The organism is Sphingobacterium ginsenosidimutans, assembly GCF_039536865.1.
Lineage (GTDB): Bacteria > Bacteroidota > Bacteroidia > Sphingobacteriales > Sphingobacteriaceae > Sphingobacterium > Sphingobacterium detergens.
Window position 1 is genome coordinate 20155 of record NZ_BAAAZK010000004.1, and the last position, 13902, is coordinate 34056.

General features: G+C 45.4%; 9 protein-coding genes. 8 read left to right on the forward strand and 1 reads right to left on the reverse strand.

Going from position 1 to position 13902, the window contains the following annotated elements:
* Window positions 1–4 precede the first annotated feature (4 nt).
* The 7 genes from ABFX33_RS08985 to ABFX33_RS09015 are packed head-to-tail and all read left to right on the forward strand — an operon-like array spanning window position 5 to window position 10783.
* Window positions 5–4249, forward strand: a complete 4245-nt coding sequence (locus ABFX33_RS08985; RefSeq protein ID WP_346085611.1) for a type I polyketide synthase — start codon at window positions 5–7, stop codon at window positions 4247–4249.
* Window positions 4237–4536: an acyl carrier protein gene (locus tag ABFX33_RS08990; RefSeq protein ID WP_120262284.1), complete on the forward strand. Its 300-nt coding sequence runs from the start codon at window positions 4237–4239 to the stop codon at window positions 4534–4536. Before ABFX33_RS08985 ends, ABFX33_RS08990 begins: the two co-directional genes overlap by 13 nt.
* A complete protein-coding gene (locus tag ABFX33_RS08995; protein WP_346085612.1) occupies window positions 4527–5309 on the forward strand; it encodes an alpha/beta fold hydrolase in 783 nt (260 codons plus the stop codon). The genes ABFX33_RS08990 and ABFX33_RS08995 overlap by 10 nt, the downstream gene beginning before the upstream one ends.
* Window positions 5302–7707 carry a glycosyltransferase gene (locus ABFX33_RS09000; protein ID WP_346085614.1) on the forward strand — a complete coding sequence of 802 codons (2406 nt, stop codon included), beginning with the start codon at window positions 5302–5304 and terminating at the stop codon, window positions 7705–7707. The genes ABFX33_RS08995 and ABFX33_RS09000 overlap by 8 nt, the downstream gene beginning before the upstream one ends.
* Window positions 7708–7710: 3 nt before the next feature.
* A complete protein-coding gene (locus ABFX33_RS09005) occupies window positions 7711–8982 on the forward strand; it encodes a condensation domain-containing protein (protein ID WP_346085616.1) in 1272 nt (423 codons plus the stop codon).
* Complete coding sequence (locus ABFX33_RS09010; RefSeq protein ID WP_346085618.1) at window positions 8979–10232, forward strand: condensation domain-containing protein; 1254 nt, start codon at window positions 8979–8981, stop codon at window positions 10230–10232. The genes ABFX33_RS09005 and ABFX33_RS09010 overlap by 4 nt, the downstream gene beginning before the upstream one ends.
* An 8-nt stretch (window positions 10233–10240) precedes the next feature.
* On the forward strand, window positions 10241–10783 hold the full coding sequence (locus ABFX33_RS09015) for a hypothetical protein (protein ID WP_346085619.1): 543 nt from the start codon (window positions 10241–10243) through the stop codon (window positions 10781–10783).
* Between the two features lie 175 nt (window positions 10784–10958).
* Here ABFX33_RS09015 and ABFX33_RS09020 read toward each other — a convergent pair whose 3' ends face one another.
* On the reverse strand, window positions 10959–13064 hold the full coding sequence (locus tag ABFX33_RS09020) for a tetratricopeptide repeat protein (RefSeq protein ID WP_346085621.1): 2106 nt from the start codon (window positions 13062–13064) through the stop codon (window positions 10959–10961).
* An 84-nt stretch (window positions 13065–13148) separates the two neighbouring features.
* On the opposite strand from ABFX33_RS09020, the gene ABFX33_RS09025 reads away from it, so the two are divergent.
* Complete coding sequence (locus ABFX33_RS09025) at window positions 13149–13439, forward strand: hypothetical protein (RefSeq protein ID WP_346085623.1); 291 nt, start codon at window positions 13149–13151, stop codon at window positions 13437–13439.
* Window positions 13440–13902: the final 463 nt, after the last annotated feature.

Sequence of the window (13902 nt, forward strand, 5' to 3'; positions counted from 1 at the left end):
GATTATGAAGAAAACAGATGTTGCCATCGTTGGTTTATCTTGTGTCTTTCCGGGGGCACAGGATGCCAATATGTTCTGGCAAAATATCATTAATAAGGTCGATTCCACTGAATTTGCTCCATCCGATCGCATTGACCCTATCCATTTTAGTGATGGTCCGGGGACTGTAGATCGCTTTTATTGCAAACGTGGTGGGTTTATCTCTGACTATGTGTTCGATCCAACGGCATTTGGCATTTTACCACTTGCCGTTGAGGGAACCGAGCCGGATCACCTGTTAACGCTTGATCTGGTACAGAAAGCGCTGGAAGATGCCGGCGTATTCCAAAAACAGGTATCCCTGGAAAAGGCGGGAATTGTGATCGGGAAAGGAAATTATACTGGCCCGGGGGCTACCCGTGCCATAGAAATTGTACGTACTGGCGAACAGATTTCTTCCCTTTTACAGGAACTTTTACCGCAGGTGCCAGCTGCTGATATCGAAAAGGTAAAACAAGCATTCCAGGAACGCAAGGGGCGCTTTGCCGCTGATACGGCTATGGGCTTAATCCCTAATCTTGTGGCTTCGCTTGTTGCCAACCGCTTCAATCTTGGCGGTGTGGCCTTTACCGTAGATGCTGCTTGTGCCAGCGCTTTGATCGCTGTAGACCATGCTGTACAGGAACTGCAGCGTCGCCGTAGTGATATCATGATTGCAGGCGGTGTACATACAGGACAAAATGCAGCTTTCTGGAGTATCTTTGCACAATTGGGAGCCCTTTCTCACAACCAGCAGATCAAACCTTTCAGCATGGATGCCGATGGCTTACTCATCGGTGAAGGCTGTGGTTTTGTTGTATTAAAGCGACTCGAAGATGCTGTACGTGACCAGGATAAAATCTATGCTGTCATCAAAGGTGTAGGCGTGAGCAGCGATGGTCATGGCACAAGCGTCATGAGTCCATCGGTGAAAGGACAATTAAAAGCTTTACAACAGGCTTGGATAAATGCTGAACTGGACAAAAAACAGATCGGCTATCTGGAAGCACACGGTACAGGGACACCTCTTGGAGATAAAACTGAACTACAGACACTGTCGCAGTTTTTCGGTAAAGAAGACGCTGCTCCAGTCGCTGGAATCGGTTCGGTCAAATCCAATATTGGTCATGCCATGCCTGCGGCAGGAATCGCGGGCCTGATAAAAACCTGTTTGGCGCTACACCATGATACACTACCACCAACCCTTTATTGCGAAAACCCGACCGCTGATATGCAGACTACGCGATTTGCTCCGGTGCAGGAAGCAAAAAGCTGGTCAAAGTCAGGTCTGCCCAAGGTGGCCGCGGTAAATGCTTTTGGTTTCGGCGGTATTAACGCACACGTGGTCTTAACAGGCTATGATATGCCTAAAAAAGATCCCGTATTGTTACTTGCCCGACCAACACATGCGGAATTACTTTCTGCTTTACAGCATAACGATACGACAGTGGGTGAAGGCCATTATCGTATCGCCCTATTTGATCCAACCCCAGAACGGATTGAAAAGGCAATCAAAATCGTTTCTAAAGATAAAGCTTGGCGCAACAAGCAGGATATCTGGTATACCTCCGCCCCATTATTACAAGAGGGGGGCAAGGTTGCCTTCGTCTTCCCTGGTTTAGATGGCTTAGCGAAGGGAGAGGTAGACTCGGTCAGCCGCTATTTTGGACTGACTGCACCTATAAAAACCGAAGGTGAAGGACTGCTGAATGATGCGTTGGCTATTTTCAATTCTTGCAGCATTTTGGACAATTCCCTAAAAAAACTGGGAATATATCCAGACATGAATGCTGGGCATAGCTTAGGTGAATGGTTGGCTGGCTATTCTTCGGAACTAGCTGAAGCAAGTTCGGTCAAGGATCTTATTGATGTCCTGAACCCGAAGACTTTTGAACTCAAGGATTCCAAATTTATTGCCATCGGAACCGGGCTGAAGGAAATTACACCTTTGATTGCTGGAATTCCTAATATTTATGTTTCCAATGACAACTGTCCACATCAGGTCATTCTATGCGGCAGCAATACCGCTTTAGAGGAGCTTGTACCTCAGTTGAAAGCGAAACAGATATTCCATCAGATCCTGCCATTCCAGTCGGGGTTTCACTCGCCTTTTGTGGCAGACAAGCTCGATCTGATCTTGGCAGGTATGGAAAAAGTACAGTTTCAGCCAACCAAAATCCCTTTGTGGTCGGCCACCACGCTGATGCCATATCCATCGGATCAACAGGCCATCCGCCAATTGAGTGCCGAACACCTTGTCCAACCTGTCCGTTTCCGCGAGCTAACGGAAAAGCTGTATGACGAGGGAGTCCGGTTCTTTATCCAGGTGGGTACTGGTGGACTGATCGGCTTTATTGACGATACCTTAAAGGGAAAAGCTTTCAGCACCCTAGCATCCAGTGTGGTAACACGTTCGGCGCTTGCTCAGCTACAACGTGTCGTTGCGGCTTTATTTGTAGAAGGAAAAACGGTGGCGCTGGATTTTCTGGCGGTACAAAATCATATAAAAAAGGCGACAAACAAAGGCATGAAGTTGCAGCTCGGTTCGCCTATCGTCCGTAATTTTGATGCGGTCAAGAGCTTAGGAAAGTCTTTTGATACAGTACAGCCACAACTGACCTCGGGAACAGCTGTAAAGAGCAATCATCCATTGGTACAGGCATTTCAGGAGAATATCGCGGATATGATCCGGATGCAGGAAGAAGTATTGACACTCTTTCAGAACCGGCCTGCTCCTAGCAGTGCAGCAACTGTCGCCAAGCCCGTTGTCGTAGAAAAACCTGTAGACAGACATTTTTCAAAAATACTACAGGTCAATTTGGACAGCCATCCTTACCTGATCGATCATAGTCTGCTGCGACAACCACAGGGATGGCCAGAAGTAGCGGACATGGAACCGGTGATTCCGATGACCATGATTTTTGAATTGCTGGCCGAAATCGCTCAGGCGGAACAACCTGCTACCAAGATCCATAAGATCATGCATGTGAGCGTGTTCCAATGGATGAATGTAGCCAAACCTTTTGAGAAAATGGTCAAGGGCGAATGGCGTTCCGCTCAACTTGCCTATCTGGATATCGAGAATTTTGCAAATGCAGAGGTAGCACTGTCTACAGCATATCCCGTCGCACCACAGTTTGATCTTTCCATAGGTGAACCTCTGCCTATCACGCGTACTTCCGAAGAAATCTATGATAAGCATATGTTCCATGGAACAGCCTATCAAGGGATTATGGAGGTAACCGCTGTAGGTAAAAAGGGGATCAGGGGCAAGATCAAGGGTAATGGTGGAAAGGGCTCGCTATTGGATAATGCGGGACAATTGTTCGGTTTGTGGCTTCAGCTCACACTAACAAAAGATCGCATTGCATTCCCCGTTAAAATCAAAGAAATCGAGTTTTTCGATGAGATTCATAACCAGGACGGTCTGTTTGAATGCACCTGTGTGTTGACTGAGCTGAACGATGAATTTGCTATCGCAAACATTACGCTCCAACGAAACGGAAAAGTATGGTGCTCAATCAGAGGATGGCAAAATAGACGATTGGAAATCGACGAAGCGTTGTGGAATGTTTCCATGTCGCCATTACACAACCGTCTCTCAGCGGAAATCGCACCAGCTGTTTTCTTTTTCCACCAGGCATATACCCGTGTCGCTTCCTGGGACTTTATCCTGAAACGCTATTTCAACCAAACGGAAAAACAACACTACCAACAATTGTTGCCCAACCGCAGAAAAAGTTGGATGGTAAGCCGTGTTGCGGTAAAAGATGCTGTACGCCAGCTACTGAACCATCAGAAAAACCTTCCCTGCTATCCTATTACGTTTGAGATCCGCTCGGATGAAATCGGTAAACCTTATTTACTGGGCGATGCGACTAAAGATATCCATGTGTCACTGGCCCACAAGGGAAAAGATGCCGTAGCTATCGCCCGTCAAGACAGATCTGTAGGTATTGACATGGAACTCATCGAGGAGCGTAGTACCGGTTTTTACCCACTGGTCTTTACCGATGCTGAAATGGAATTGCTAAAAGACAGGGATCAGGCGGAATGGACGACCCGTTTTTGGGTAGCGAAAGAAGCTTACGGAAAATTTCTGGGGACTGGCCTACAGGGCAACCCAAAAAGATATGAAGTAGAACGCATCCAGGGAGATCATCTCTGGATCAATCAAATAGAAATAAAAACGATCAAACACCAAAATTATATTATCGGATGGACACTGTAAACACCACACTAAAATTGAATCATGAAGAATTATTCGCTTTATTAAAAGGCTTTATAACAGAAGTTATCGGCGAAGAATTTGTAGAAGAGATGGATATCACACCAGAAAGTTCCTTCACAAAGGATCTCGAAATGGACAGCATAGAAATTGTTTCTTTTTCAGAGAAAATCAAGGCACATTTTGGTGACCAGATTGATTTCACAGGCTGGTTATCTTCGATGGACCTGGATCAACTGATCAATCTTGACCTCCGTATGATCATCAATTATATCTACGAATGCCAATAATTACGGTCAACAACAGAAAGGTTCACATACAAGAACTAAATAAAGGTGCTGAACATACCGTGGTACTGATCCACGGCATGTTCAGCAACCTCTCTATTTATTATTTTAATATTGCTCCGATCCTAGCGCAGCATTTCCACGTGGTCATGTATGATCTCAAAAGTCATGGCATGAGTGAACGTGTATCGGAAGGCTATGATCTTGAAAATATGTCATCGGATCTGATTGCTTTGTTGGATAGTCTACAACTTCAAAACGTCCATCTGCTGGGTTACAGTTTTGGTGGACTAATTGCGCTTAAAACGGCATTGCAGATCCCTACCCGTGTGGAACGACTCGTCGTTATGGAGGCTCCGGATCCACAGGATGAAAAAGCACGCAACATCATCGATGAGTATAGTAAGGAATTTCTGGAACATTATATTGCCAATTTTACCGATACAACGAAAAGGAAAATGGGTAAGCGACAATTTGAAAAAAATCATCGCCTTTACGAATTTTTATTCAACCAGACGAGCATCAAAGCTGATATGATCAAGGAAAAATATTTCCTCCATGAAATGGATACTGCAACATTACCGCCATCCACCTTACTGTTGTATGGAGATACATCAAACTGTAAACCAACGGGGGAATGGCTGCAAACAAAAATATCTGGTGCTCAACTTGAACTCATTCCGGGAGATCACAATATCCCCATACAAGAACCTACACAGATAGCTGAAACTATCGTTGATTTTTTATCTAACCCTTTATTACAAAACCATGGCTAAATTTGTGTTTGTTGTCCCCCCACTGACAGGTCATGTCAATCCGACGTTGAGCATTGGTGCTGAACTATTGGAAAGAGGACATGAGGTGGCCTGGATCAGTCTCGACAAAAACTTAACTGATAAACTTCCAGCTGGCGGAAAGCTTTTGCTTATTCAATATGACCAGACGGATGAAGAAAAAAAAGAAAGTGAACAGTACCTCGATATCATTTCAAAAAAGATCGTCTATGGTATTGATAGCATCAAGTTTCTTTATGAAGATGTACTTATCCCTTTAAATAGACATTGTTATAAAGGTATCCTTACCTTATTAGAAACATTTGCACCTGATCTCGTGATTGGTGACCATCAATTATTTGCGGCATCCATCGCTGCAAAAAAACTGGGGCTCCGCTATGCGACCACTGTCACGGCTCCCGCAGCTATTAAAATTGTTAGTGAACTCCCAAAGGTACACGAATGGGAAGAAAAGCAGATCGTTGCTTTGCAACAGGAACTTGGGGTAACTGGAAATAAATCTTTGGATTGCTCGGATTTGCTTACGCTTGTCTTAACGTCCCGTTATTTCTTTGGGGAGATGGATCTCAGCTCAAACTATCAGTTCACAGGACCTGTCCTGTCCGAACGTCGGGTATCGGCTGTATTTGACTGGGATAAACTACATGCTAGTAACCGAAAAAAAATCCTGGTCAGTATTGGTACTACCTTTGATCACGACCATAAGAAAGCATTTTTCCAAAAGGTTATCGATGCATTTGCGAGAGAGGAGCTGACTGTCGTCGTTGTTTCAGATCCGCAGCTATTTGATGCCTGGCCTGAAAACTTCATGGTTTATCAACAAATCCCGCAATTGGATCTGTTACCACATCTGGATGCTGTTGTATGCCATGGTGGCCATAACACGGTTTCCGAAACTCTTTCACAGGGTCTACCACTTGTGGTCATCCCGATCGCTTACGATCAGTCACATGTCGCGGGTCGCGTAGTGCGTACCGGTGCCGGTGAACGACTGAATTTCAATCGCTTTAAAGCACATCATTTAAAAGACAGTGTCCATACCATCTTGAATAATCCAACCTATCGTGAAGCTGCACATACCGTCCGTCAATCTTTTGTCGATGCGGGTGGCACGAAAACCGCAGCAGACCTCTTGGAAAAAACTGCCGCCCCTATCGCTTCAAGAGCGGATGTACCGGCTAAGTTCCTCTTTGTTGTTCCACCATTTTTTGGACATATCAGCCCAACATTGAGTGTAGGTGCAAGCCTCCTTGCCCGTGGGCATGAAGTCCGGTGGTTTGGCATAACGCCATTAGCTGATCATCATATCCCCGAAGGTGGAAGTTATATCTATCCTGAAGCGGATCTAGTACCTTTTCAGGAGGAACTCCAACAGCTATTGAAACGTCAGGATGATGGCCCCTCCTGTTCGGGTCCCGAAGTCATGAAACTGGCGCTGGAAGAAACCTATGTCCCGATCGCGAAAATGATGATGCCGGGATTGGAACGTCTTCTCGGCCAATGGCAACCTGATGTGATCGTAAACGACTGCATCACCTTTGGAGGTGCACTATTTGCACATAAACATCAGATCCCTTGTGTGACAACAACTCCCGTTCCACCGGATGTCATGGGCGACACGGAAAAGAGTGCTCCTAGGATATTTGAGTGGCAGCAAAATCTGATCAAAGACCTTCAAAAGGCCGTGGGAATTTATGATGAAGGTATCTTTATACACTCCCATCAGCTCAACCTGATATTTACGTCACAAGCTTTTGCCGGCTTTGAAACGGTACCGCCACACATGAAATTTGTCGGACCGGTCAAAGGTCGTCCAAACAATACCCCTTTTGACTGGGAACGTTTGGCCGCCAGCACTACTCCAAAAGTATTTGTATCCTTAGGTACACTGCTCGTGGATATTCGAAAAGCATTTTTTGGTAAACTGATCGAGGCCTTTGCCGATCAGCCGGTGACAATTATTGCCGCTACCCCACCAGAAATATTTGAAGAATGGCCTTCCAATTTTATTGTGAGTGGCTTTGTTCCCCAATCCGCTTTGATGCCACACATGGATATGGTTATTTGCCATGGGGGCTTCAATACGGTGAACGACACCTTTACCAATGGTTTACCCATGCTGATCACACCAATCGCCTATGATCATTTTCATACAGCCAAACTTATTGAGCAGGCGGGTTGCGGGCTTAGCATCCGATACAAACGTATGCGTATAGATGCATTGCGGGACACCGTGTTTGAATTGTTGGAAAACCCGATCTATCGAAATGCCGCCAAGGAGGTACAAAAGACCTTTCTAACCGCTGGCGGTAACGACCAGGCGGTAGCGCTATTGGAAGATTTTGTGAAACAAGAATGTTTGACATTGGCACAGGTGTAGGCGATGAAAAGAAAACTATTATTTGGTGAGCGCATGCTGTTGGGGGATGGAACTGAACCCTTCAACGCCGTCATTCCCTTTCGGCTACGTGGTGTTTTCAGCGAAGAAGATATCAAATACGCCTTGAGCCGATTACAGGAAAAACATCCCTGGCTGCGGGCACTTATCCAACATGATGACAAAAATACACCTTGGTTTCAGGTTCCGGAACTAACCGTATCGATTCCGATACGGTTAGTAAACCGAAAAAGTGAAGACGACTGGCAAGTGGAATCCAAAAAGGAATGGCATTCGACCTTCGATTATCAGACGAAACCTTTAATCCGATTTGTCTGGATTAAGGGGGAAGAAGTCTCAGATATGCTATTTGTATTCCATCATTGCTTATGTGATGGTGGCTCGGCCATGGCATTATTGTATGAATTTCTAAAAGTACTGGACAATCCGGCCGCGGAAATCGGACTGGAAAATCCGATCCTTGGTATTGAGGATGTCGTACCCGAACATATCTTACAGAGTGGTAAGAAGCGATTTAAAGCAAAAACAATTGGCCGATTAGCAGCTTTAGCTATTAAATGTATTCCGGTCGGCAGAAAAGCGATCGATCGGCAGACGGACTATCTGATTCATTGGAAGTTTGACCAAACCACCAGCAAGCAACTCATTTCTCATTGCAAGTCATTGGATGTCACGGTCAACACATTTCTGGGGGCCATGGTATTGCAGGCATTCCGGAAAGTACGTGGCACGTCGGCATTCAATAAAGTTTCCTGTCCAGTAGATATCAGGCGTTTTACACCACAGATAAAAGATGACCATATTTTTGCTTTCGGATTAATGATTGTCATGTCTTCGAACCAAAAAATGAGCTTTTTGGATAACCTCCGGTTGATGCAGGATGACGTGGAACGCAAAACAGCGAAGCTCAATCCTTATATCACCATGATGGTCATGGAATCTGCCCACGATGCCCTAAAGAACTTTACCAGACTCTTAAAACGGGGCAAGTCATCCAATGACTGCATGTTTTCCAATTTGGGACGCATACAGATCCCCGATCAATATCGGGCATTCAGCCTGGAAACAATCTTCAGTCCTTCGGTCATTGGTCCTTTAGGCAATACAACGACCATGGTCACCTCCACCTTTCGTGGACAAATGGATTTCTCCTTTATGGGAAGTGAGGGGTATTTACCACAGGCAGAAGCATTGGCCATTCGCGATGAGATCATCGATCAGATCAAACAACAATTAGATTACCAGGTAGCATCATGATCGAGAGAAAACTAATGATGGTGGAACGGATCATGTATGTTGATACTAAAACACCCTTAAACTGTGTATTTGCCGCCAAGATAAGCGGGGAGATCTCCGAAGAACATCTTCGGAATGCCCTTACCAAAATTCAGCAAAAACATCCATTGCTCCGATCGGTTATCCGCATAGAGGATGCACAGCAGCCTCGATTTGCTGTCAAAGAGGATATAGAATCTATTCCACTCCATATTGTCCAACGTCAAACGGATATGGATTGGCTGACAGAGTCGGAACGGGAATGGTATCGCCCCTTTAAAGAGGACAATAAACCGCTAGCCCAATTGGTATGGATCAAAGGTAACTCCGTTTCGGAGCTGCTTTGGGTGTTACCACATTGTGTCTGTGATGGAACCAGTATTGTCACGTTGATGCGGGAGCTACTTGGCCTGTTGGATAACCCCGATAAGGTACTCGAGCCTTACCAGCTCTTTGAATCGGTTAATGAATTCCTGCCGCAGGGCTTTGAGCTCCAAAAAAAATCACGTAAAGCCAAGTTCTATTTGCTATTGGCAAGATTTTTCTTTTTCCTGCAACGAAAGAGCGGAAAAAGAAATTTAGGAAAAAACTATGCGATGCACTGGAAACTGGATGCAGAAACAACTGCTGCCATAACCCAAGGCTGTAAAGATCAAAGCATTTCTGTCCATGCGCTCCTATGCACGGCATTTATGCAAGCTTTTCGGGAGGTGCAAGGTAAAGCTGCAAAAAATAAAGTGATTAGCCCGGTTGATATCCGGCACTTTATTCCAGAAATCAAACAGGACCACATGTTTGCCTTTGCACCAACGGTGGAACTTTCTCTAAAAAAGGGAAATGATAATGTCGTGGATACTGCAAAAGATATCAAAACGGTGCTCACACAAAAAACAGAAAAGATGGATGCCCGAGAGCTACTCTGGATGGGGGAACAGATGCACCCGCTCGTGAAGCGCATGATTTCTATGTTAAAATCGAGCCCAGGAGGACATGACGTCACGCTATCCAATATGGGTAAGCTCCAGATTTCAAACGAGTACAACAACTTCACTCTGGAGACCATATACAGTCCAACAGTGGCTTTCCCCTGGTTGAATTCAAATACTTTGGTTGCAACGACGTTCAATCAACAAATGGATTTTACGTTTATGTCCAATGAAGATTTTTTACCAAAAGAAGAAGCGATTAAAATAAAAGATAAGGCGATCGCAATCATGACCTTATCCCTATAGCACTCCACATGACGAAGTTTACGGAATCAAAGAAAATAAAAAAAACAACGCTCAAGCGCTTTTTGAGGAAGCGCGCAATTTATTATATCCTCCCAAATGTATTCTTCAATTTCCTGGTTGCCTACGCCAGCTTTCAGGAGCTTGGATATACACACTTTTTTGCTGGCCCACAAAGTCTGGCTCGACTGACATTGCCTATGGCCATATTTTTACCTGTTGTTCTTACAATGGACATTATCAAGCGGGTGATCGCAGCCATAGAACAGGAATCGATCGCATTAACAGTAGACAGTGAGCTGAACAGGAATAAATTTATTACGAAGCTGTGTATTATCCATGGCTTCGTAACGGGTTTATTGGTATTCCTATGTCTGCTACTGGCACAACATAATCTATCTACACACTACAAGTTAAATGCGACTGCAATGGCTATTTTAGATGCGCTACTCGCGGGTGTATTATCGATTTTGTTCACCTACTTACCGATCAGGAAATTAAGAAAATATTTATCTGAGCCCTCGTTAATCATGCAGGAAATAGAACGAAATTAGCTTCCCCTAGTGGGAAGCTCGTCCTTCTAACATTTGCTACCTAAACTTTTTTCAGAAATGCTGCTGCTATAACTTGTTGATCTTGGGTTTTATTGACTGCTAGAATTAAACAAAAAGGGCTGTATCAAAATAATTATTTTGATACAGCCCTTTTTCAATCGCCAAAAAATTGCTGTTACTTATTGTTCAATTTCTGTAAACGTTCTTTTGCTGATGGGACGATATCATCGTCTTTTTCATAATTTTCAATCACACTTTTTAACGTACTCTTCGCCTGGAAAGCATTCCCTTTACGCGCATAGGTATCTGCAAGCAATACGAAGCTCTTGGCCACCCAATATTCCTGAGTCTCCCTGTTGTTGATCACATCAAAAGCTGTTTCTTGGGCTTTATCGTATTCCTTGTTATCATACTGCAGTTGTCCCACACGGTACCGCGCCTCCGCCCCTACCGCCGTTTGGCTCTTCAGAGCGGCCAGATTGAGCTCTTTCATGGCCGACGCTATATTCTTTTCCTTCAGAAAGGCCCTACCACTGTATAAGTGTGCCTTGGCAATTTCCTCCTCTGTTGCACCATCGTAATCCTTTATAAACTGCACATATTTGGCCATCTGCTCCATATCGCCGAGTTCGAAATAACAGATCATCAGGTTGGTTACTGCGTAGCCATAGTTTTTCTTGTATTCGGAATTTAGCTCCAATTTTTTGAGGTGCACAATAGCCTCGTTGTACTCCTTTAGCTCCAGATACAGTGCAGCCACCGTCAACAAGGTATTCTCCGTATACTTACTCGTCCAGTCGTTTAGGATGATATTCAGATCGTGTAGCGCTTCCTGCGGATGTCCGGTCTTGTATGAACTCACCCCACGGATGTAACGTGCATATTTTACTTGTTTGGGTTTCGGAAATTTATCAAAATAGGCGTTGATTGCTTCCACTGCTGCTCCGTATTCTCCTCTGGCAAAGAGGGATTGTGCTGCTTGGAAAGCCTGGTCATCCTGCTCCGCAGGGCTCAAATTACCGACATTGGAACCGATCGCATAGCGGATATAGCTTGTGGCATCACCCTGGTCGAGGTAGATGTTTTCAATGAAACGCATTGCCTGTTCGGCTTCCGCAGTTCGGGCATATTTCTCCACCACCTGCTGGAAGGTAGCTTTGGCCGGTTCGGGTTCATCATTATTGTACTGCACGAGTCCAATGGTCATCAGCGCACGCGGGACATAGCTGCTCCGCGGATACTTCTCGATCATCCCTTGCAGTCCTTTGAGCGCGTTCTCATAATCGCCCATCGTGAAATAGGTGTAAGGGATCTCAAAGGCCGCGTCATCGGCATAGTTGGATGATGGAAATTGTTTCAGAACGGACCGCAAGGTGCTAAGTTTGGTTTCATTGTCGCCCTGCAGGCCAAAGATCACGCCGCGCTGGAAGTAGGCATAGTCCTGATTGGGCGCTTTGCCGTTAATCAGCTTATCATAGTAGCTGTTGGCCCGGCTGTAATCGCGCAGGCACAGATACGAGTCGCCCAGACGTGCGATCACGTCATACCGTATATTTTCATCCACCGTACTTCCTCCAGCCTTCAGAAAGCGCTCAAAATAATCGGCCGCCAGCGCAAAACGGTTATTTCTGTAGGCCGCATAAGCCAGCCCATAATTAGCATAATTATAAACCGCGTTGTCTCTTGCAGCGGGCAAGCTCAGAAATTGGGAGAAATTTTCCACGGCCTCCCCGAATTTGCGCACTTCATACATCGCCTCCGCTTTCCAATAGGTAGCCAGGGCCGCCATTTCTGCGTTGATCGGGAATTTTTCCGAACGCATAAACATGGAGATGCTATTTTCGAAAGCACGCTCATTATAAAATTCCAGTCCACGGTAGTAAGTTACTTTTTGATAGATCGCATCGACCTCCCGGCCTCGCTTCTTCAGCGACTCCAGCAGGCTGACCCCAGCATGAAAGTTGGTCGTCCCCCGCAAGATTTCAGCTGATAGTGATTCCGGACTTTCCTGTTTTTTTACCCCCGGTTCAGCAGGTTTATCTTCCTGGGCTATATATTTCTCGAGGATTTTTTGTGCGGCTTGTGTGGAGTCCATGGCAAGAAGGACTTTGGCGTAGTTAAATAGTGCATCGGCTTTCACTTGCCTATCGAGATCCAGTTTCGTCGCTTTGACGAAGGCATTTCGCGCCGCCTGCTTGTCGCCCGTTTCCAGGGCGATATGGCCCAGAGTCATGATCGCTCCTTGATAAAAGGCATCCGAAGGTTTCATCGATTCCATCATACCGCTCGCTCTTTTGTATTCGCCGGCCCCATAGGCCAGATAGCTGATGCGGTAATTGTCGATATTGCTTTGCGAAGCGTCCGGATGACGTTTCATCAACTCATGGTAATAGGCCTGTTTGTATTTTTGTTGCGCCAAATAAGTGCTGGTGGCGATCTGGCGCAGCTCTGTCTCGATCGCGTCGCGGTCGATAAGCTTCATATTTGGGCTCCGGCGCACCTTGACGGCATCGGCAAGCATCGGTCGGTAGTCGCGTACGACGTCGATGGAATCCATCGTTTGAACTTGCCCTTCAATCCCTTTTTGATTATGTTGGCCCTTTTCTTTCTGCTGTTTCTCAACTTCTTGCGCATAGCCGGTAACCAGCAAAGCTGAAAGTACCCCAGTAAACAGGTATTTCAGGTAATTGTCGCCGATTCTTTCTTTCAATGTCATTGTTTGTTCGTATTTCTGAGTTTTTCCAACCTTTCCTTTGCCGAGGAGACAATAGTTTGATCTTTCACTAATTAGATAGCCAAAACTAAAGAATTCCGACCACATTAGGTAAATTGTCAGGAAAAAATCCATCCAGTTTCCACGATACCCGACTCCTTTGCTCGCTATCGGCAAAGAATTAATACAATAATGGAGCCAAGAAGAGCAATAGCGAGGAGGTGATCACCTCGCGGAAATCGAAAATTAGTGTATAAAGCTCCTCCGGATCGAACCTTATAGTCCCTAAGAGGTCGTAGGTTCTCATCCCGCCTAGAAACAAAAAAAGCCCTAACTTTCGTTAGAGCTTTTTAGTCGGGGTGGCAGGATTCGAACCTACGACCTCCACATCCCAAATGTGGCGCGA

Bases quoted from the DNA above. Each gene is read 5' to 3' on its own strand.
- ABFX33_RS09005 (WP_346085616.1), top strand. From the start codon at position 7,711: ATGAAAAGAAAACTATTATTTGGTGAGCGCATGCTGTTGGGGGATGGA.
- ABFX33_RS08995 (WP_346085612.1), top strand. From the start codon at position 4,527: ATGCCAATAATTACGGTCAACAACAGAAAGGTTCACATACAAGAACTA.
- ABFX33_RS08985 (WP_346085611.1), top strand. From the start codon at position 5: ATGAAGAAAACAGATGTTGCCATCGTTGGTTTATCTTGTGTCTTTCCG.
- ABFX33_RS09025 (WP_346085623.1), top strand. From the start codon at position 13,149: ATGACGTTTCATCAACTCATGGTAATAGGCCTGTTTGTATTTTTGTTG.
- ABFX33_RS09010 (WP_346085618.1), top strand. From the start codon at position 8,979: ATGATCGAGAGAAAACTAATGATGGTGGAACGGATCATGTATGTTGAT.
- ABFX33_RS09000 (WP_346085614.1), top strand. From the start codon at position 5,302: ATGGCTAAATTTGTGTTTGTTGTCCCCCCACTGACAGGTCATGTCAAT.
- ABFX33_RS09015 (WP_346085619.1), top strand. From the start codon at position 10,241: ATGACGAAGTTTACGGAATCAAAGAAAATAAAAAAAACAACGCTCAAG.
- ABFX33_RS08990 (WP_120262284.1), top strand. From the start codon at position 4,237: ATGGACACTGTAAACACCACACTAAAATTGAATCATGAAGAATTATTC.
- ABFX33_RS09020 (WP_346085621.1), bottom strand. From the start codon at position 13,064: ATGATGGAATCGATGAAACCTTCGGATGCCTTTTATCAAGGAGCGATC.